Raw genomic sequence first — 20,854 nt, forward strand, 5'->3', positions numbered from 1 at the left:
CGAAAGCTACCCGACCTGGCCCTGGGCGGCCCAGGGGCCGGAAAAACACTAAAAAAGCACCCATCCAGCCCGTCGGGAAGCACCCCACAGGTTAAACGACAAGCTAAGCAGAATCTCTCTCCTTATGGAAGGTGCCGGAAGAAAACCTACTTCTTCTTAGCCTTCGTACGCTTCTTCGTCTTGGTCGGAGCAAACACCAACGCACCCGCAATGGCAGCCAAGAACAGATCCTTCGACAAGGACAGACCATCCTCAGAAGGACGCAGACCATCTTCCTTGGTCATACCCGGGTTACGGAAGTAGATCGCCAGCAGACCAGCGGAGAAACCACCCAGGGCCAGACCAGCCAGACGGCTCGGCACCATCGGAGCCACCAACGCGCCACCGATACCCAGCTCCGAATACGCCACGAACTTACCGAAGGTATCTGCATCCATCTTCTCCATGGCCGGCACACCGGTTGCCGCAAAACCCTGAATACCTGCAGCCGCCTCAACCGGCATATCCAGCTTTCCATAACCAGACTGCAGCAGATAAGCGCCAGAAATACCACGCAGAATAAAATTAGAAATATTCATATTTCCCCTCCATAAAGGAATTGTTGACTTGCCAACCACCCTACCCAAATCCACCACAACCCCGTCATTAGACTGCTCATGACCCCCAACCGGTTCCCACCCACTTTTCCGGAACCACCCAATCTGTGGATAAACAAAATTATCCACAGATCCTGGTAGGAGTCACTTCACGGCATGGGCCGCGGCTGCTTTCATCGCAGTCATGCCCTCCATAGAAGAACTCACCGCGACCATCAGCTACTCCATAGGCGCGCTCACACAACTCCTCGCAGACGCGGCACCCACCGCCACCCTGACCCAAGGCCACCTCGACGCCGCCGTCACCCTCGAGAAGGCCTTCAACCAAAAAGCGCTTTTCGACGCCGCCCTCGCGCACGTGATCCAGGAGAGCCGTGCGGGCGACCTGGTCGGTTCCACCCGCCCCACCACCTTCCTCGCCCAACACCTCGACATCTCCACCACCGAAGCCCTCGCCCGCTTCCGCCGAGGCAAACGCGACTTCGGCACACTCGACGACCCCGACACCCCGGATGCAGAATCCCGCCGTGCCTATGGACGGGACTACTTCTTCACACACTCCATAAGCGCAGAAAAGCAGAACCTTCTCGACCGTGAAATCAAAAAGCTCCATAAGCAGGATCTGTCTATGGAGCTGAGGGACAGGGCGGTGAAGGAGGCGTCGACACGCCCCGTAGAGGACCTGCGCAGCTGGGTGCGCAACGAAGTCGCCAACCTCAACGAATCCGCTATGGACAGAGACCCCCACGCCGCAGCACGCAGGCGACATATCGTGATCGGCAAACCCGACGCTGACGGCGGCTGCTTCGTGCGCGCCTACTTCCCCGCCGCGACCTCCGCCCTGCTGGAAGCGGCCCTCGCGCCTGCCCGTAATCCCGGCTACGCAAGTCCCGTCGACGCAGAAGACGACACCCGTGGCCTGCAGCAACGCCGCGTCGACGCCTTCCACCAGCTACTACTGCGCCATAACGAAGTGCAGACCGAACGCAATGATGGTGTCGGCACGCTTGCCATCAGCATGTCCATAAAAGATATCGAGGACATGACCCCCACCAGCCGCTTTCCCACCAACACCCACTGCGACCTCACGCCTATGGACATCCTTTCCATAGGTGCTGCAAAATTCGACTTCCTCATCGTCCATGACCCCGACACCGGCCGCCCCCTCCACCTGGGTCGCACCCAGCGCACCGCCAACATCGAACAACGCATCGCCCTTATGGCAGCCGAAGGTGTATGCATCCACCACCGCTGCGAGCAATCAGCCATCAACTCCGAAATCCACCACGTCATCCCCTGGGCACAAGGTGGTCACACCGACATCGAAAATATGCACATCTTCTGCCGTACCCACCACAAACCCAACAACGACTCCCCCATAGACAGCCCCACACGCGGACGATCCGAACTCGACCCCCACACCGGCCGCTATGGATACCGACCCCCGAAAAATTTCTACAACCCCGACCCACAGATCGAACTCAACAACACCGCCAGACAAAATCGATCCGCCGGGGCGAAAATCCGCCGCCAGTAGCTCCACGGGGGAACTCTTCTACAGTGGGGCGCCAACACCGTCCATAAGGAGTTTCCGCCATGCGTATCTTCGTCGGCTTCGGCGACTACCCACACACCGTCGATGCCCTACGCACCGCCGGTGCCACACTCGTTTCCTCCATAAGCGAGGCAGAAGGGTTTGTCTTCACGCAAACCCCCGACACCGAATTCCCGGACCTCCCACCCCATATCCGTTGGGTGCAGCTCCCCAGCGCCGGCATCAACAACTACTTCGCCGCCGGCCACATCACCCCGAATCGCCGCTGGTCCAACGCCTCCGGTGTCTATGGAAGACAAGTGGCAGAAGCTGCTATCGCACTCCTACTCGGACTGCTCCATAAGCACCCCACCATGGTGCGGGCCGACACCTGGTCCCCCGGCACCGACATCGACACCACCACCTCCTGGCTGGATGGCACCACCATTGCCATCATCGGCGGCGGTGGAATCGGCCAGGAAATCGCAGCAATGCTCCGCCCCTTCGGCGCACGCTCCCTTGCCGTAACCCGCACGGGACAACCCAACGAGCTTTTCGACACCACCCTCTCCATAAAAGAATTACCCACCGCACTGGCCGCCGCCGACCATGTGGTGGTGGCAGTCCCCCTGACCACCGACACCCGTCATCTTTTCAGCGATGAGCAGTTCACCGCCATGAAACCCGGAGCCAATCTCGTCAATGTCGCACGCGGTGAAGTGGTGGACACCGATGCCCTGGTGCGTGCGCTTGATTCCTCCTCCATAGGCGGGGCAGGTCTTGATGTCACTGATCCTGAACCACTTCCGGACGGACATCCTCTATGGGGGCGTGACAATGTCATCATCACCCCACACACAGCCAACACCCTTTCCTCTATGGACGCACTCCTGGCACCGGTGATCGCAGAAAACTATCGACGCTTCACCGCAGGTGAACGCATGCTCACCGAGGTGGATGTGAACAAGGGATATTAAACCTCCATAAACAACTATCCCCTCCATAGACAGTTTTCTGCTTATGGAGGGGAAAGCTGTTGGTTAGGGGATTCTACAGTGCGGGAGCGTCGAGCACCTTGGTGACAAGCTCTGCAATCTTGGATCGTTCGGAGCGTTGCAGGGTGATGTGGGCGAAGAGTTCGTTGTTTTTGAGGGATTCGATAACGGAGACGATGCCGTCGTAACGCCCGACACGGAGGTTGTCGCGCTGGGCGACGTCGTGGGTGAGGATGACCCGTGAGTTCTGGCCGATGCGCGAGAGCATGGTGAGTAGGACGTTGCGTTCCAGGGATTGGGCTTCATCGACGATGACGAAGGCGTCGTGAAGCGATCTGCCACGGATGTGGGTCAGGGGGAGCACTTCTAGCAGGCCACGAGAGAGAGCTTCCTCGATAATGTTCTGGCTGACCATGGATCCGAGTGTGTCGAAGACCGCCTGCGCCCATGGCCCCATTTTTTCATCCTGGTCGCCAGGGAGGTAGCCGAGTTCTTGGCCGCCGACGGCGTACATGGGGCGAAACACGATGATTTTGCGTTGGATGCGGCGTTCCATGACGGCATCAAATGCGGCACACAGGGCAAGCGCGCTTTTACCGGTGCCGGCCGCGCCGCCTATGGAGACGATGCCGACGGAGTCGTCGAGAAGCAGGTCGATGGCGATGCGCTGCTCCGCGCTACGACCGGGGATACTGAAAACCTGCTGGTCGCCGGGGACCAGTTCAATGGTTTTCGCCGCGGTCATTCTGCCCAGAGCGGAACCGCCCATAGGCGCTTTGAGGGTGAATCCGTGGTTGATGGGCAGGTGGGCCAATTCCTCTATGGAGAGTTGGTGGCCGTCGTAGATGTTCTGCAGCTGGGCATCGGTGACATGCGCGGTGGTCATGCCGGTATAGCCGCGGTCGCGGGCGAGTGCCGCGCGGTATTCCTGTGCGGTCACCCCGCTTGCCGACGCTTTGATTCTCATCGGCAGGTCCTTCGACACCAGCACAACCTCATGGCCCTCAAGCTGGAGATTCTTCGCGACCGCCAGAATGCGGGTGTCATTATCACCAAGCCGGAAACCAGCAGGCAGGCTCTCCATGTTCTGGTGATTGAGCTCCACATGAATATGCCCACCCTCCTCCCCTATGGGCAGTGGCTTCGACAGATCACCATGAACCTCACGCAACTCATCTAAAATCCGCAGCGCCTGACGGGCAAAAAAGCCAAGCTCAGGGTGCTGGCGCTTGGCTTCCAACTCAGTGATCACCACAATCGGCAACACAACATCATGTTCCGCAAACCTCGTCAGGGACAAAGGATCAGACAGCAGAACTGAGGTATCCAACACGTACGTCACCGTTGTCTCCATAAAGGATTCTGCCGCAGGCATTGAGGTTGGTTGACTCCCCCGGGAAGCACTATTGGCCGGCTGCGGTTCACCCCCTTCCCATGTCCACCGGCTTTTTCCGCTTATGGAGGGAAGCTGGCTGTGTTCAAGGAAATCTGGATGGGTGGTGGTCACAAGTCCTCCTCATAGTCGACTTAGCTGTGACGGTAGTTCCCTTATGGAGGACCGGTGTGGGGTTGGGGAAAGCTTTCACTCCGTGGTTACTGCGTGTTCATACAGTGAGGGTGGTGGTGGCGGTGTCAGATGCACTTCCTTATGGAGGATGTGGTGGGGTTTCACCACTGTGCGGTTTATTTCATCCCGTGGGCTGGTGAATGACTGTGTCATGAATGATTTAAATTTAGTTGATTTGTCATAGAAGCCAGCTATGCTGAATTTGTTCTCAGGGCGGGGTGTGATTCCCCACCGGCGGTAAGGTCATTCACCCGATGTGGGTGGTCAAGCCCGCGAGCGCCACATTTTCCTTATGGAGGGTGTGGGTCAGCAGATCCGGTGAGATTCCGGAGCCGACGGTCATAGTCCGGATGAAAGAGAACCGCGGTTTCATCATCGCATCTGTGTGTTTGGCATATTTGTTTTGGTGAACCCGGAATGACAGCCCCGAGGATTACATGTCTCACATCCTTCAAAGGGGAATGATCATGAATCCTATAACCGAATTGCTTGACGCCACCTTGTGGATTGGTGGGGTGCCCATCCTGTGGCGCGAGATCATCGGTAATCTTTTTGGCCTGGCCTGTGCGTGGGGTGGGATGCGGCGTCTGGTGTGGGCGTGGCCGGTCGGGATCGTCGGCAATGTGCTTTTGTTCACCGTTTTCATGGGTGGGTTGTTCAATACACCTCAGGATCTGGACCTTTATGGGCAGGCGGGGCGTCAGGTGATGTTCATCATCGTCAGTTGCTATGGCTGGTACCAGTGGTCTGCTTCACGACGCCGCGGCCAGTCCGACGGTAGCGGTTCAGCGGTGACCCCACGGTGGGCCTCCAACCGCGAGCGGGCCGGTCTTGTCATCGCAGCGGTGGTGGGGACCCTGGTGTGTGCCTGGGTTTTCCAGTCCCTGGGTTCCTGGGGGCCGTGGGCGGATGCGTGGATCTTTGTTGGCTCAGTGCTGGCCACCTATGGAATGGCACGGGGCTGGACCGAGTTCTGGCTGATCTGGATCGGTGTGGACATCGTCGGTGTCCCCCTCCTGCTGATCGCTGGCTACTACCCCTCCGCCTTCCTCTATCTTGTCTATGGAGTGTTTGTCACCTGGGGTTTCATCGTATGGATGCGGGTGCAGAAGAAGGAGCAGCCCAGCGATTCCCTTATGGGGGAATTTGCCACGATCCGCTGATATCCCCTCCCTCCATAAAGGATTGGTGATCGTTTATGGAGGGCATTGGTGGGGATAGGATTGGGGGACCCTATATGGAGGAGAGTTCAGTGTGAAGATCACTATTGTGGGCGGGTCGAAGGGCACGGGGGCACAGTTGGCGATTGCGGCGGTGAAGGTTGGGCATGAGGTGACGGTGGTGTCGCGTAGTGGGAATGTGCCGGATGGGTGTGTTGCGGTGGTGGGGGATGCGATGAATTCTGCTGTTGTGCAGGATGCGGTGTCGGGTGCTGATGCTGTGGTGGTGACGGTGGGTGCGGCGAAGGGTGTGAAGCATGCGCGTGCTGCGGTGACTCGTTCTGTGGTTGAGGCGATGCAGGCTGTGGGGGTGGGTCGTTTGATTGTGCAGTCGTCGCTGGGGGCCGGTGATTCCGGGGCGCAGTTGCCGGTCCCCTTGCGTCAGGTGATGAAGGTGTTGTTGGCGAAGCCGTTGGCCGATCATGATGAGCAGGAGGCGGTGGTCATGGGTTCCGGTTTGGAGTGGACGATTGTGCGTCCCACGGGGTTGAAGAACTCCCCTGCTCTGGGCTCCTGGAGGGCTCATGAGGTTGCTGAGGGGGAGTTTCTGGGTGGGGTGATTCCTCGTGCTGATCTGGCTGCTTTCCTTATGGAGGTTGCTGGGGATGATGCGACCGTCCATAAGGCGTTTGGGGTCAGCAGCTGATATCAGTAGTTGTTCCTGATCAATCGGGTGGCCCTCCATAGGTGTTTTTCGCTTATGGAGGGTTATTTTATTTCGCCGGTCCAGCTGGCGTAGGTGACGGGGAGGGCGCGTAAATCGCTGTTGATGAGGACGGACCAGACGCGGACGGCGAGGATGGCGGAGGCGACGGCGAGGAAGATGGGGAGGTAGCCCTGGGGTTCCATGTCGGTGAATTCGACGGCGGCGATGAGGCCGAAGAGTGGGGCGGCCATGGTGGTGGAGAGGAAGGCGGCGGCACCGAGGAGGGCGAAGGCGGCGATGGGGACGTCGAGAAGTGGTTGGAGGAGGGTGCCGATGATGGCGCCGATGGTGGTGCCGAGGGCGAAGGAGGGGATGAGGTTTCCGCCGACGGTGCCGACGCGGAAGGCGAGGAGGAAAAGGAGGACGCGTAGCACCAGTAATAACACCAGGGTGGGGAGGAGGATGGCGTCGGAAAGCAGGGTGTCTGCAACCCACCTGGGGTTGGCTAGGACGGTGGGGTATGTGTAGGCGATGGTGGCGATGATGAGGAAGCCGAGTGGCATTTGCCAGAGGATGGCGGGGCCTTTGGGTGAGTGGCGGGCGGCCCAGTTGGCGGAGACGCTGAACCAGTGGCCGGCGATTCCGGCGACGATGCCGGTGATGACGGCGGCGATCATCATGCCGGGGCTTTCGGTCAGCGGCACGGTGGCGAAGACGTCGGGGACGGGGACGAAGAGTCCGGTGGTGGCCACGGCTGCGGTGGTGGTGACAATGGCGATGACAACGGTGCGTGTCGACGCCTCCACCAGCAGTACTTCCAGCGCGAAGAGCACACCGGCCAGGGGCAGGTGGAAACTGGCACCGAGTGCGCCCCCTGCTGCGGAGGCCACCAAGATCCGTGTGGCGTCCAGGTCCAGCGACAACCAGCGGGAAAACCTCTCACCCACCATGCTGCCTGCGATACGGGGGGCGTTCTCTGCACCCACGGGTGCACCCGCGGCAACGGTGATCACCTGCAGGAATGCTGAGGCGATCGTCTCCGGAATGGGGACCTTCTTGCCCTGCATCGCACCTACCACCGACACTTCACGCCGGCCCCAGCGGTGCACGATGAACCACGCCCAGGACGTCACCAGGCCCAGGGCCATGATCGTGATGGCCAGGCGCAGCGGGGAGACATCCGCACTGGGATTGGAGTTGTGGAGATGATCCGCCCCATAGACAAGTCTTTCCACGCTGATGGCTGACCAGTTCAGGGCGGCAACGAACAGTCCGGTGAGAATTCCGATGATGGTGGCCACCACTGCCAGACGGTTCAACGGAATTCTGGTCACGGGGATTCGTTCAGACACCTGCTTGGTTCCTCAAGTTCTCACTAGACAGCTCAGCGATCAGCCACCAAGCATATCCCCCGGCCCGCCAGGCACCCCACCTGAGGCACTACCGAAATCAGCGGCAGCCCAACACCAACCCAACCCACACCGCAGTGACGGCCCCCGCCAAACACCCCAGTAAGTAACTCCCGTCACCCCGTGGGTGTTTTCATCACTACCCTTATGGGGAACTGCCTCTCCCCCACGATGAAGGCATATCGTCCATAGACAGAAAGTGTGAAAAATGAGCGCCGATAAGTTTGTCAGCAGCCAGATCTTCATCAATGGCTGGGTTGATGGTTCCTCTGACCTGTCGACCACCACGGTGAATCCTTTCAATGATGAGGTGATCGCCACGATTTCGAATGCATCCATAGAGGATGTGGATCAGGCTTATGCCACCTCTGCCCGGGTGCAGGAGAAGTGGGCGGCGTTGCCTCCGGTAAAGCGTGTGTCACTGTTGAATAAAACGGCGGAGGTGATTGAGGAGAACCGGGGCGCGATCGTGGAGTTGATCCGCCGGGAGTCGGGTTCCTCTGCGTTGAAGGCGAATGTTGAGGTCGGTATCGCGGTGGCGTCGCTGAGGGAGTCGGCGACCTTCCCCACCCGTATCCAGGGCAGCATCCATCCGTCGAACACTCCGGGGAAGACCAATTATGTGTTCCGGGAGCCGCTGGGTGTCGTGGGTGTGATCAGTCCGTGGAATTTCCCCTTCGCATTGTCGATGCGTTCGGTGGCGCCGGCGCTGGCCTGTGGCAATGGTGTGGTGCTCAAGCCGGCATCGGATACACCGATTGTGGGTGGCACGTTGTTGGCGCATCTGTTTGAGGAGGCCGGCTTGCCGCGGGGTCTGTTGAATGTGGTCATTGGTGCCGGTTCGGAGATCGGCGATCACTTCGTGGAACATGAAACCCCACGCCTGATCTCCTTCACCGGTTCCACCCCGGTGGGCAAGCAGGTGGGTGCCACCGCCACGGGCGGGCAGCACATCAAGAAGGTCGCACTCGAGCTCGGTGGCAACGCCCCGCTGGTGGTGCTTGACGACGCCGATCTGAACAAAGCCGTCGCCGCCGCCTCCATGGGCAAGTTCCTGCACCAGGGACAGATCTGCATGTCGATCAACCGCATCATCGTGCAAGCCCCGGTCTATGACCAGTTCATTAAGGCCTATGCCGAACGTGTGAAGAAAATCCCTTATGGAGACCAGCTTGATGATGCCACCATCATCGGCCCCATCATCAATGATTCCCAGGTGGAATCCATCACCGGCAAGATCAAACTGGCCCGTGAGCAGGGTGCGCGCGAGGTGGTGGCCGGCCCGGTCGAGGGTCGTGTCATTGCCCCGCATGTGTTTGCTGATGTCACAGCGGAAATGGAGTTGTTCCAGGAGGAGATCTTCGGGCCGGTCATCGGCATCATCAGGGCTGATGATGAGGCACATGCCCTGGAGCTTGCCAATGACACGGAGTTCGGCCTGTCTTCTGCGGTATTCACCACTGATCTGCAGCGTGGCATCAACTTCGCCCGTGGTGTGAAGGCCGGCATGACCCATGTCAATGACATCACCGTCAATGATGAGGCCCATGTGATGTTCGGTGGTGAGAAGAACTCCGGGCTGGGCCGTTTCAATGGTGAGTGGGCGATTGAGGAGTTCACCACTGATCATTGGATCGGTGTGACTGAAGGTACTGACGCCTACCCGATCTAGTCCCCTCCATAAGCGATACTGGTGGGACACAAGTGACTGCAAGGTGCTGCACTGTGGCAACAACAGTCAAGGGCGATAGGGTGGCATGCAGAAGAGGAACGACGGTAGCGACAACGGGAGTGGACTGGCACGACGCAGGGATATTCGGCGCCGTCGATACGCTCCTGCCCCGCTGCGTCCCGGCACCCAGCCGCCCAGTTCCGAAACTGCCCCCCTAACCCGCTGGGTCACCGACGGGGTGGCGGAGAAACCGCCCCTGGGTGCCACGATCGCCGATGGCCTGGCCTTTGCTGATGCCGCCTCCAACCGGATGGTGATGTCGCTGTACCCGGCGCCCACGCGCGGTGCGATCCAGGAGTTGGCGGAGGCATGGGACCTGCACCCGATGATCGTGGAGGACATGATCGTGGGCCAGCAGCGCCCCAAGCTGGATCGTTATGGGGATGTGGTGTTCCTGGCGGTGCGTTCGGCACGCTATATCGATGAGACCGAAGAGGTCGAATTCGCAGAATTTCACATCGTGATGAAGGATAACGCGGTGGTGGTGTTATGCCAGGACAATCAGTGGATTGATGGCACCGCAGCCTCCCAGTTTGAGGAAGCTGAGGGGCGGAAATTTGATCGTCGGGTGCGCACCCTGCTCGCTGATGAGGAGCTGCTCAAGCTCGGTCCGCGCGCGGTCGCCTACCAGCTTGTCGACGCCATCGTCGACGGCTATGCCCCGGTGTTGCGCGGGATCGCCATTGACCAGGAGCAGATTGAACGCCAGGTATTCAGTGGTGACGTCGCGGTTGCACAGCGTATTTACCGTCTGAGCCAGGAGATCATCGACATGCAGCACACCACCACATCCGTCATGGAGGTGGTACAACGCCTGCAGAAAGACTTCATCCGCAACGGGGTGCCTGAGGAACTACGCGCCTACCTCGAGGATGTCGCCGACCACCTCACCCGCGGCAACAGCCGCGTGGCCGAATACCGCGAATCACTCTCCCAGATCCTCAGCGTCAACGCCACACTCGTCGCCGAACGCCAGAATGAGGACATGAAGAAGATCTCCGGTTGGGCCGCGATCCTCTTCGCCCCGACCCTGATCGGTTCCATATATGGAATGAACTTTGACAACATGCCGGAGCTGCACTGGGCCTTCGGTTATCCCGCAGCCATGTTGGCCATGTTGGCCCTGGCAGTGCTGCTGTACTGGGTGTTCAAACATAGTAAGTGGATGTAGCACCACGCTTATCGACGCCCCACCATTCCTCTATGGACGCCCCCTTGCCCGCCCAGCTCACTGCGGTGCATGGTGGGATATTCTGCCTATAGGAAGAAAAAGAAGGAGTGTGGAACACGATGTCGGCGCACGCACAGCGGATAGATGAAGCAATCAGCAAGCTCGAGCAGATGCTGCGGGCCGGCACTGATCTCGCCCCGGAACGCGCCGGGATGCTCTCTGAACTGCTGGAGACAATTCCATTAAAGGATGTCATCAGTCTTCTGGAGCGTCTGACTCCGGTACGTGCGGCCCTGGTGCTGCGACTGTTGCCTCGTCAGGATTCCATCTTTGCGTTTGAAGCACTGGATGCTCCACACCAGGCAGATCTGGTTGATGCACTGAGCGATGATTCGCTGGCTGCCTTCTTCGCCGCCCTGGGACCTGATGACCGTGTGTCTCTGCTTGATGAGTTACCGGCGGAGATCGTCGAGAGGCTCATGCGTAGCTTGGAGCCCTCGGATCATGGTGCGACCAGCGTGGTGCTGGGTTACCCCAGGGGTTCCATAGGCAGGCACATGTCGCCGGAGGTGCCGATGGTGAGCGTGGAGGCCACCGCCGCGGAGGCCTTGGAGGCGCTCAGGGAGCAGAATGATCGTGTGGAGACGATCTACACGGTGCCGGTGATCAGGGATGACCGGAAACTGGTGGGTGTGACAAGTCTGCGGCGCCTGTTGATGGCCGCGGATGATGAGCGTGTGTCCACGCTGATGGACACTCCGGTCTACGCGCACACCAGCGACGCCGATGAGGAAACTGCCCGGTGGTTCCGGGCACTCAGTCTGCTCGCATTGCCGGTGGTGGATGAGTCCACACGTCTGGTGGGATTGCTGTCTATTGATGATGCGGTGGACATCATTGAAGATGCCGACAATGAGGACACTGCCCGCTCCGGCGCTTCTGAGCCTTTGCAGCAGCCTTATCTGACCACCCCGGTGTGGCGCCTGGTGCGTTCCCGCATCGTGTGGCTGGGTGTGTTGGCGGTCTCGGCACTGCTGACTGTCAGTGTGCTCGATGCCTTTGAAGATGCCCTGGCAGCCGCGGTGGTGCTCAGCTTGTTCATCCCACTGATCACCGGCACCGGCGGCAACACCGGCAACCAGGCCGCCACCACCGTCACACGGTCACTGGCCCTGGGTGATGTGCGAAAACGTGATGTCATGGCCGTGATGTGGCGTGAAACCAGGGTGGGTCTGATCCTCGGTGCGCTACTCGGCGCTCTCTTCGGGGTACTGCTGGGAATCCTCTATGGAGCCTCCATAGGCCTGGTGTTGGGTTCCACCCTGTTTGTGGTGTGCACCCTGGCCGCGATGGTCGGTGGGATCATGCCGATTGTGGCCAAGGCTGTGGGTGCGGATCCAGCGGTGTTCTCCAACCCGTTCATCACGACCTTTGTGGATGCGGTCGGTCTGGTGATCTACTTCCTGATCGCTACGGCGGTGTTGGGAATTTAGGTCTCTGACTGCTCTGCTCTCTGACCCCCGTCGACTGTGTGGCTGAAAACTACCCGCAGGCACGGGGGTCAGTTTTATGTACGATGGGTCACACTGCAACGCATTCGAAATTATTGATATCACGAACCGGTGTTGCGAAAGAAAGTTAAGCGAGAACACGGACTCCCCCTTTCCCATGGAGGGGATATACGAGTAGTCAGGTTTCCACCCAGCTCCATCAAGCTAACTATCTGCCACAGGAGGCTGCAATGTCAGCAAATCCAGGAACCCCATCATCTGGCACCCCGGAGGTCAATGAACCGACCAAGCCTGTCCCACCGCTGCCACCCAAAGACGATCAAACCACGGCAGCACCGCACTCCCCGACTGGTTGTCCGATGCACATCAGCCCGGAGACCAATGCCCAGCAGGGTGAATATCTCACCACCGCCCAGGGTGCGCGGCTGAGCAACACTGATCATTCCCTGCGTGCGGGTGAACGTGGTCCCTTGCTCATGCAGGATCATCATTTCCGTGAGAAGATCACCCATTTTGATCATGAGCGGATCCCTGAGCGTGTGGTTCATGCCCGCGGTGCTGGTGCCCATGGTGTGTTCGTGGGTAATGGTGCGGCCGTCTCCCTGTCCAGCGCGGGTGTGTTCGCCCAGGGCAAGGAGACACCGGTGTTCGCACGTTTCTCCACGGTCCTGGGTTCGCGTGGTTCAGCAGATACGGTGCGTGACACCCGCGGATTCGCGGTGAAGCTCTACACCGATGAGGGCACCTGGGATCTGGTGGGTAACAACATGCCGGTGTTCTTCATTCAGGATGGCATCAAGTTCCCGGACATCATCCATGCCGGTAAGCCACATCCGGATCGTGAGATCCCGCAGGCCCAGAGCGCCCATGACACCTTCTGGGATTTCGTGTCCCTGCACACTGAGGCCACCCACCACACCTTATGGAATATGTCGGATCGTGGTATTCCACGTTCCCTGCGCATGATGGAGGGTTTTGGTATTCACACCTTCCGCATGATCAATGCTGAGGGTGAGACCAGTTTGGTGAAATTCCACTGGAAGCCGAAGTTGGGTGTGCATTCCCTGGTGTGGGAGGAGGCGCAGATCTCCGGTGGTGTGGATCCTGATTTCCACCGTCGTGATCTGGCTGATGCCATTGAATCCGGTGCCTTCCCGGAATGGGATCTGGGTGTGCAGGTCTTCCCTGACACGGAAGATCAGATGTTTGAGGGCATTGATCTGCTGGATCCCACCAAGATCGTGCCGGAGGAACTCGTCCCGGTACAGATCGTGGGCACCATGATTTTGAACAAGAATCCCTCAAACTACTTTGAGGAGACTGAGCAGGTGGCTTTCCATCCTGGTCACCTCCCACCGGGCATTGATGTCACCGCGGATCCCCTGCTGCAGGGCCGCCTGTTTTCCTATCTGGATACCCAGATCAGCCGTCTAGGTGGGCCGAATTTCGCGCAGCTCCCGATCAACCGCCCACACGCACCGGTTAATGACATGTTCCGCGATGGTATGTATCAGCAGGGTCAGCACACCGGTGTGGCCCCTTATCAGCCGAATTCCCTGGATGGTGGCAATCCCTTCCCCACCACCACGGACAACGGTGCGCTTATCGACGTCCCCGTACCCGTCCACGGCGAAATCACCCGCGCCAACCCGGTCAGCTTTGCAGACCACTTCACCCAGGCTCGCCTCTTCTACACCAGCCTGGCCCCTGTGGAGCAGGAGCACATGGCCCATGCACTCACCTTCGAGCTGGGCAAATGCTATGAAAAAACCATCAAACAGCGCATGGTGAACAATCTGGCACAGGTGGATCATGACCTGGCCAGCACCGTGGCCGCAGGCCTGGGACTACCCGAACCAGAGAAGTTGAAGCTTGCCGACGTCACCCCCAGCCCGGCATTGTCCCAGGTGGGCAAGACCTGGCCCATCGACGGCCGACAGGTCGGCATCCTGGTCACCGATAAACTTGCCAGCGAGCAGATTGACCAGGTGGAAGCCCTGACCAAGGCCATCGAGAAAGCCGGCATGGTGCCACTGGTGACCTCCACCTCCGGTGGCACCCTGGGTGCAGATCTGCCGGTTTCCCGCACCTATGTCACCGTGCGTTCCGTGGAATTTGATGCCGCCGTGGTGGTGGCGACACCAGACAGCCCGGAGGTGAATGTGTTGCTCTCTGAGATGGTGCGCCACGGCAAGGCGCTGGCGATTGTCGATGGTGCTGACCTGGGCGCATTGGAGAACATCACCGATACCGCCGGTGTGGTCACCGTCCGCACCCCAGAGGATGCCCTCACTGAGCTGACTCCACTGCTGGAAGGTCACCGCGTCTGGGCTTAACCTTCCATAAAGGAAATGACAGAAGTGACCGTCGTGTAAATGGCGGTCACTTTTTGTCATTCACCTTCTAGCTGCCGGAGGTCGAATCATATGATCACACCGTGTTTACTGGCATGGAACAACGCCGGATCCGTATCCAACTCCTCATAGACACGGGTGGGTAACCAGGTAACGCGAGCATGGTCCAGGTCGCGCACGGCCAGGGCGAGGAAATCTGCCAAAGCCTCCAGGGCAGGTGGTTCGCAGGTGGGGCAGGAATTGACCTCATAAACCACCAGTTCACCGGTGTCCACATTCTCACCGATATCCACACCACCAATGAGTGTGCCCGCGGCCTTGGAGGCCCGGTGCGCAAGGTCTGAAATTTTGTCATTTAACGGACACATTGCGATGCCACCGCCGGCACGGACATTGGTGATCCATTGTCCGGGTGGGGCGTAGCGGTACATGGCGAATACCGGCTGGTGGTTGATGGTGTAGACGCGGATATCGCGGCCGGGGTTGTTCACCCAGGGCACGGCATAATAGGCGCCGCCATCGCGGCGGAGCTCGGTGAGGAATTCTTGTAATTCCACTTCTCCGTCGATTTTGCGCAGTCCGCGGCCACCAAAACCCACCAGGGGTTTAATCACGGCGGGACCGTCCAAGCCCCGGATCCAAGTTTCCAGCGCTTCCGGGGAGCGTCCCGTGAGCACTGGATAACCCAGCGTTCCACCGAGGCTGAGCATGGAGCTATCCAGGTATTTGTTCTGTGCACGGAAGAGCGTGACCGCATCATTGATCACCGGTATCCCGGCGCGGGCAAAGACATCCAGGTGCGCCATGCCCGGGATCAGGAGTTCATCTAAAACCCATCCCACGACCAGGTCGGGTTCAAGCCGCTGCCCAGCCACGGAAAATGTAATTCCACCCTTGCCCATGGTCACCACCAGCTCTGTGGGATGCACGCGTACCACGGCCACGCCACGTTCCCGCAGAGCAGGAAAGAGCATATCGTGGTCTTCCTCATCGATATCATTACCTAGAAACACCACCAGGGGGCGGTCAGTGTCTAGGGGGTCGTCAAGACTGCTCAGCATGAGATGATCGGCCTTTCTGTGGGGGTTCTGGTGCCAGGAAGCCGAGAAAAGCCTTTCTCACAACCAGCAATACATGCAGTTAAACTTACACGTTTTTAGCTGATGGACAGCTGATCCCCAGACAGTGCGCATCCCCGCTCATTACACTTACCTCAATCCTTCAACCACGTGAGGAGCCACGACGTGGCATCAACCAGTAATGCTCCCCCGACCACCCGCATGAAGAAACTCCGCACATCCTTTATGGACAGAATCACACGTCCGGAGTTCCAGACCGGGGCAATCCAGGTGGTCAAGACCATTTTCGCTACGACCCTGGCGTGGTGGATCTCAGTGAATTTCCTCAATACCTCCTTCCCCTTCCTGGCCCCGTGGACGGCACTGCTGACCATTCAGGCCACGGCTTACCGAACACTGTCGCGGGGCGCGCAGTCCACGATTGCCTCCGTACTGGGCATTGCCGTGACCTTCCTGGTTGGTCACTATCTCGGGGTGACGGTGTGGACCTATGCCCTGGCTCTGCTCATCGGCCTGGCCATCGCACGCATCAAATGGATCCGGGAGGAAGGCATCACGGTGGCGACCACCGCGATCTTCCTGCTGAGTGACGGCTTCACCGAACAGTCCCGCGACTTCGGTGAACGCATGCTGGAGATCCTCATGGGTATATTCATCGGTGTTCTGGTGAACATGCTGGTTATGCCACCACTGCGGGACCGGCAGGCCTCCAATTACATCAATAACATCACCCGACGCATGGGTGAGGTGCTGGAAGAGATGGGCACGGAGGTCTCCACCTCCTGGAACACCGAACGTGCCCAAGAATGGATCAACCAGATTGAGGCGGTGGATTCTGAGCTTAATTCCGCCTGGTCGACGGTGCGTTTCGCGCGTGAAAGCAGGCGCATCAACCCCCGCCAGCGCATGCACCTGCATAAGGGAAAAGGTGTCCGTAAACCGGTGGATGCCCCAGACTGGGAGGACCTGTTGGATCAGGCTAAAAGTGGGGTGTCCAACCTGCGTTCCATCACCACCATCCTGCACACTTCCACCTATGCGGATGGCTCCTGGGATGAGAAGTTCCGTGAACAGTGGGCAGCCATCGCGCGGGATACCGGCCAGACCATCACCGAACCTCCAGACAATGAGGTGGCGATGGACTCTGAGCAGTTACGTAAACGGCTGGATGATCTGGCCCACACCATGTCTGAGGACAGGGACCTGCCCCGGAAACTCTGGCCGGTCTATGGTTCCCTGATCACTTCTCTGCGACATATCGTGGCACTGGTAGATGATGTGAATGCCGCACGCCGGGAGCAGGTGCTCTGAGAACCTACCCCCAGGCACATTCTCAGGCCCCTGCGCGGGCGTTCAGTGCGGATTCAATGAGGTTGCTGCCTTGAAGAGCAGCCTTGTCTGCAACAGCCTGGCCCCAGTCGGCAACATCGGTCACTGCGGCGAGGTTGGAGTTGAGCATGGCCATCAGTGTGGTGTGCAGTGTTTTCCCATCAACCTCTCCAGCGGCATTGGAGATGTTGATGGCACCGGTTGCATTGGAGAGAACTTCCACCTTCAGGCCTGGTGGTTCAGCACCCACGGCAGAGCCGATCACACAGTTGTTGCGCATGAAACCAACAAGCGTGATGGTGTCCACATCCTGTGCACGCAGCCATGCTTCCAGGTTGGTGCCATCGAAGACGCTGGCATAAATCTTGGATTCCTGTCGCCCTTCCGGCTTTGCCAAGGTGGCAATCTCAGGATGGAGTTCCGCACCAGCGGAACCAGTAGCAAAGATCGGGGTGCCTGCAGGTAATTCATGGCGGATCGCCGCAACAGCGATGTTGTTGTCATTAGCGATGGTGATGGCTTCAACGATGGTGGCCAGCGTCTGATCACGGGGCGGGTACCAGATCTCCAGGGGACCACCGAAATATTCGTTCTGGGGATCAACAAGGATGAGTGCTCTGCGTGGCTCAGACATGATGCCCTTTTCAAGAAGTGGATGATGCGATGTCATTAGCCTGCCCCACCTGCAGTGATTAACGTGAGTGTCTTTTATACACATCTTCGATGGAAAACAGACAGATATGAACATTGCCGTTCACGCCTTTGACACGATCCCGATGTTTCACCTCTCCGTTCCGCTTCTGGTGTTCTCGGAGGTTGCTGAGCTTGATATCGGACAGCGCTGATCCACCAAGGTGTGGTCAACCACCGGTGCCCCGGTGCATACCGCCGAGGGCATACTCCTCGGAGACATTCATGGCCCCGAGATCCTCCAGGATGCTGACATCATCATCATCTTCCCCTCCTAGCCCACTTCCCTGCCTGCTGCCGATCCCGGACTCATATCCACCAGATCAGGCAGATGCATGAACGGGGAACCATCATCGTGGGCCTGTGTCTGGGAACATTCCCGGTGTCCGCCAGTGGCATCGTGGATGGATGGTCAGTGGTGACCCATCGGGTGGCTGCCGAAGAATTACGCCACTCCCATCCCCAGGTCCGGGTGGATGCAAAAGCACTTTATATCGACCATGGGGATATGTTGACCTCGGTAGGAACCGCCTCCGGGTTGGATGCCCGCCTGCATCTGGTCCGGGAGCGGTTGGGTTCGCAGGCCACCACAGCGGTGGCCCGGAAATTGGTGATCGCTCCCCACCGTGAGGGCGATCAGGCACAGTACATCGAACGACCCCTACCGGTGGCCGGGCCGGTCAGCGAGATGATCGACCGGACTCTGGAGAACCTTGATCAATCAATAACGGTGACGTTGATGGCGGAGAAAGCTCATATGAGCGCACGGAATTTCACCAGGGTGTTCACGGATCTCACCGGCACCACGCCCGGTAGATGGCTCGCCCAGAACCGGCTGAATCATGCCCGGACCCTCAGGGAGAGCACCCAGGATTCCATTTCAGATATCGCGAAAGCCTGTGGTTTCTCCAGTGTGGTGACATTCCGTCAGAACTTCATTTCAGCATTTTCCACCACGCCGACTTCCTATCGTCAGCGCTTCCACTGAACATGAGAAAAGTGATTGACCCATACCCGCGGGGGGTATACCATCAGGGCATAAGCAACCTCAACACAAAGGAAATCATTCTCATGGCAACACAGCTCAAGAACTACACCGTCGAGGGTATGACCTGCGGCCACTGCGAACTATCCGTCAAGGAAGAAGTCAGCGAGATCAGCGGCATCACCAACGTGGAAGCCTCCCATGAAACCGGCCAGGTCACAGTCACCGGTGAGAACTTCACCGACGAGCAGGTCATCGCGGTCATCGAGGAGATCGGCTACACCGTCAAGCACTAGGCCTCCCTACTATCCAGCCTCCCCCTTCTGCAGGTGGGAAGGCTGGATATTTCTTTTTCGAACATCTTCTCGCCATATCCACCATGCACTGTCCACCCCATAGGGCATGCTTATTTCATCCCACCCCTACTGCTGGAAGGATCACCATGAGCGCTGAGGATGAAGAATCCTTTGATACTGAAATTTCTATTGCCTATGACCTTCCTGATGCCACGGTCATGGTCTACATCGAGGTCCATCCCCACGACGGTGCAGAATTCAACATGCCCCATATGATCTTCACCGAGAAATTACGGGAGTCGGTGACCACCTTCTGCCAGCTCCACCATCATCATCTCCAGGCTCCCGACATGCTGGAGCATGCTGATGGTCCGGTGAGCGCGGTGCAGTATTACGTGGAGCTGGCTTTCGCCCACACGATGATCGACGCCCTGGGTGAGAACCGTGCCAATATCGACCTCACTCGTCGGGTGCTGTTATTAAAGCAGCTGGTGGAGAGTCTCAGCATCGCAGCCCGACGCAACTCCACTCTCTCCCAGGCCGTGGCTGAGGCCCACTATGCCCTGCAGCTGGCCGAGGAATTCGACATCGCCGGCTCCCGGGAGCATATCGCCGACATGGAATACACCATCCCCCGCGATCTCGGTCGGTATCTGCCCACCGATCCACAGGAACAACGCGGCGATGGTGGAAAATGGGTCAGACAGTTGAGGCAGATAAATGATGACTGCCTGGACTATCCCTATTTTGTCTTCGTGGATGACACCCAGACCGCGGAGGAATATGAGCAGGCGGACGGACTGGATGACAAGGCCAAGCTGATGGTGACCATCGCAGATGATCCACTGCGGTGGGAGCATGTACACGATGGTCGGCGCATCTTCCCCCATACGGTGTGAATATTTCCGCTTATGGAGGGCGTCGACAAGCTCTCTAGCGGCTGTGGTCAGCCGGGTCCACCTCATGCGTTGCCAGGGCACGCAGGCGCGCGCGGTCTTCCGGGTGCATGTCGGGGTTGAGTGATTCCAGCAGCAGGCGGCGCTGGCGTGCCAGGACGGGAATGAGCTCCGGATCAACATGGTCCTCCAGCATGCGCAACACCCGCAGTATGGTGCTGATGACCTCCGTCTGGTCACAGCAGGCCATGCGCAGCTGGTCAAAGGCATGGATGATGTATTCCTCGTGCGAGAGGTTCCACGGTTGCACCACCACACAATCGTTGTGGTCCTGCAGAGCATCGGGTGCAAGTGGCGTGGTGAGAACGGTGCGCAGGAGACTACCCAGGCGCAGGATCACCTCAATGGCGGTGGTCGGATCATGGACGGCGGGGCTCAAGGCACGCAGGCCGATATCCACCAGTTGGCGGATGGCGAAGTCGGTGTCCTGGAGCATGGCACGGGCATCCAGCAGTGCGCCCACTTCACACAGTGGTGCCCGGTGTTCTGTGTAGGGGCGACCATTGACCGTGACAGATCCACTTGTGGGGCGGTCCAGGCCGAGGATCATTCTCATGGTGGTGGATTTTCCCGCACCGTTGGGTCCGAGGAATCCTGTGACCCGGCCTGGTTCGACCGTGAAATCAAGGGAGTCGACAGCGATCTTGTTGCCGTAGTGCTTTGTCAGGGACGCAGCTTTAATCATGTGTGTGCCTTTCTTATGTCCTTGACGTTAAGGAGAATTCAGCACGGGCACATCGGCCGGCGGTCCTGTCCTTTCACAGGCTCGGTGGTACCCAGGTAC

The 20,854-nt window shown here is 58.8% G+C and carries 18 protein-coding genes and 1 riboswitch; of the genes, 12 read left to right on the top strand and 6 right to left on the bottom strand.

Going from position 1 to position 20,854, the window contains the following annotated elements:
- Positions 1-146: 146 nt before the first annotated feature.
- Complete coding sequence (locus Q0M74_RS03530) at positions 147-578, bottom strand: hypothetical protein (RefSeq protein ID WP_293951669.1); 432 nt, start codon at positions 576-578, stop codon at positions 147-149.
- 202 nt (positions 579-780) lie between these two features.
- Here Q0M74_RS03530 and Q0M74_RS03535 point away from each other — a divergent pair, with 202 nt between their 5' ends.
- Together Q0M74_RS03535 and Q0M74_RS03540 are read left to right on the top strand one after the other, a co-directional pair.
- Entirely contained in the window at positions 781-2,133 is a 1,353-nt protein-coding gene (locus Q0M74_RS03535) for an HNH endonuclease signature motif containing protein (RefSeq protein ID WP_293951670.1), read from the top strand.
- A 59-nt stretch (positions 2,134-2,192) separates the two neighbouring features.
- Positions 2,193-3,107, top strand: a complete 915-nt coding sequence (locus Q0M74_RS03540) for an NAD(P)-dependent oxidoreductase (protein ID WP_293951671.1) — start codon at positions 2,193-2,195, stop codon at positions 3,105-3,107.
- A 73-nt stretch (positions 3,108-3,180) separates the two neighbouring features.
- On the opposite strand, the gene Q0M74_RS03545 is transcribed toward Q0M74_RS03540, so the two are convergent.
- Entirely contained in the window at positions 3,181-4,632 is a 1,452-nt protein-coding gene (locus tag Q0M74_RS03545; protein WP_293951672.1) for a PhoH family protein, read from the bottom strand.
- A 260-nt stretch (positions 4,633-4,892) separates the two neighbouring features.
- Positions 4,893-5,058: riboswitch (FMN riboswitch) on the top strand.
- A 101-nt stretch (positions 5,059-5,159) separates the two neighbouring features.
- On the opposite strand from Q0M74_RS03545, the gene pnuC reads away from it, so the two are divergent.
- Both pnuC and Q0M74_RS03555 read left to right on the top strand, forming a co-directional pair.
- Positions 5,160-5,855 (top strand): nicotinamide riboside transporter PnuC, encoded by a 696-nt coding sequence (gene pnuC, locus Q0M74_RS03550; protein WP_293951673.1) that lies wholly within the window; start codon positions 5,160-5,162, stop codon positions 5,853-5,855.
- Positions 5,856-5,946: 91 nt separating this feature from the next.
- Complete coding sequence (locus Q0M74_RS03555; protein ID WP_293951674.1) at positions 5,947-6,558, top strand: NAD(P)-dependent oxidoreductase; 612 nt, start codon at positions 5,947-5,949, stop codon at positions 6,556-6,558.
- Positions 6,559-6,620: 62 nt separating this feature from the next.
- On the opposite strand, the gene Q0M74_RS03560 is transcribed toward Q0M74_RS03555, so the two are convergent.
- The gene (locus Q0M74_RS03560; protein ID WP_293951675.1) at positions 6,621-7,910 is read right to left on the bottom strand and encodes a chloride channel protein; all 1,290 of its coding nucleotides are present in this window, start codon (positions 7,908-7,910) and stop codon (positions 6,621-6,623) included.
- 265 nt (positions 7,911-8,175) lie between these two features.
- On the opposite strand from Q0M74_RS03560, the gene Q0M74_RS03565 reads away from it, so the two are divergent.
- From Q0M74_RS03565 to Q0M74_RS03580, 4 genes are all read left to right on the top strand, one after another.
- Positions 8,176-9,639, top strand: a complete 1,464-nt coding sequence (locus Q0M74_RS03565; RefSeq protein WP_293951676.1) for an aldehyde dehydrogenase family protein — start codon at positions 8,176-8,178, stop codon at positions 9,637-9,639.
- An 85-nt stretch (positions 9,640-9,724) separates the two neighbouring features.
- Positions 9,725-10,870: a magnesium and cobalt transport protein CorA gene (locus Q0M74_RS03570; protein ID WP_293951677.1), complete on the top strand. Its 1,146-nt coding sequence runs from the start codon at positions 9,725-9,727 to the stop codon at positions 10,868-10,870.
- 119 nt (positions 10,871-10,989) lie between these two features.
- Positions 10,990-12,363, top strand: a complete 1,374-nt coding sequence (mgtE, locus tag Q0M74_RS03575; protein ID WP_293951678.1) for a magnesium transporter — start codon at positions 10,990-10,992, stop codon at positions 12,361-12,363.
- Between the two features lie 248 nt (positions 12,364-12,611).
- Entirely contained in the window at positions 12,612-14,717 is a 2,106-nt protein-coding gene (locus Q0M74_RS03580) for a catalase (RefSeq protein ID WP_293951679.1), read from the top strand.
- An 86-nt stretch (positions 14,718-14,803) separates the two neighbouring features.
- Here Q0M74_RS03580 and Q0M74_RS03585 read toward each other — a convergent pair whose 3' ends face one another.
- The gene (locus Q0M74_RS03585) at positions 14,804-15,796 is read right to left on the bottom strand and encodes a RimK family alpha-L-glutamate ligase (protein ID WP_293951680.1); all 993 of its coding nucleotides are present in this window, start codon (positions 15,794-15,796) and stop codon (positions 14,804-14,806) included.
- Between the two features lie 183 nt (positions 15,797-15,979).
- Between Q0M74_RS03585 and Q0M74_RS03590 the strand changes: the two genes are divergently transcribed.
- A complete protein-coding gene (locus Q0M74_RS03590) occupies positions 15,980-17,125 on the top strand; it encodes an aromatic acid exporter family protein (protein WP_293951681.1) in 1,146 nt (381 codons plus the stop codon).
- 22 nt (positions 17,126-17,147) lie between these two features.
- On the opposite strand, the gene Q0M74_RS03595 is transcribed toward Q0M74_RS03590, so the two are convergent.
- Positions 17,148-17,813, bottom strand: a complete 666-nt coding sequence (locus Q0M74_RS03595) for an isochorismatase family protein (RefSeq protein WP_366087774.1) — start codon at positions 17,811-17,813, stop codon at positions 17,148-17,150.
- 351 nt (positions 17,814-18,164) lie between these two features.
- On the opposite strand from Q0M74_RS03595, the gene Q0M74_RS03600 reads away from it, so the two are divergent.
- The 3 genes from Q0M74_RS03600 (at position 18,165) to Q0M74_RS03610 (ending at position 20,013) form a co-directional block, all read left to right on the top strand.
- Positions 18,165-18,821 carry a helix-turn-helix domain-containing protein gene (locus tag Q0M74_RS03600; RefSeq protein WP_366087776.1) on the top strand — a complete coding sequence of 219 codons (657 nt, stop codon included), beginning with the start codon at positions 18,165-18,167 and terminating at the stop codon, positions 18,819-18,821.
- Between the two features lie 83 nt (positions 18,822-18,904).
- Positions 18,905-19,114, top strand: coding sequence for a heavy-metal-associated domain-containing protein (locus Q0M74_RS03605; protein WP_293951682.1), 210 nt, complete (start codon positions 18,905-18,907; stop codon positions 19,112-19,114).
- Between the two features lie 146 nt (positions 19,115-19,260).
- Positions 19,261-20,013, top strand: a complete 753-nt coding sequence (locus Q0M74_RS03610) for a hypothetical protein (RefSeq protein WP_293951683.1) — start codon at positions 19,261-19,263, stop codon at positions 20,011-20,013.
- Between the two features lie 34 nt (positions 20,014-20,047).
- Here Q0M74_RS03610 and Q0M74_RS03615 read toward each other — a convergent pair whose 3' ends face one another.
- On the bottom strand, positions 20,048-20,755 hold the full coding sequence (locus Q0M74_RS03615; protein WP_293951684.1) for a DUF2254 family protein: 708 nt from the start codon (positions 20,753-20,755) through the stop codon (positions 20,048-20,050).
- Positions 20,756-20,854: the final 99 nt, after the last annotated feature.

The organism is uncultured Corynebacterium sp. (assembly GCF_945649885.1).
GTDB lineage: Bacteria > Actinomycetota > Actinomycetes > Mycobacteriales > Mycobacteriaceae > Corynebacterium.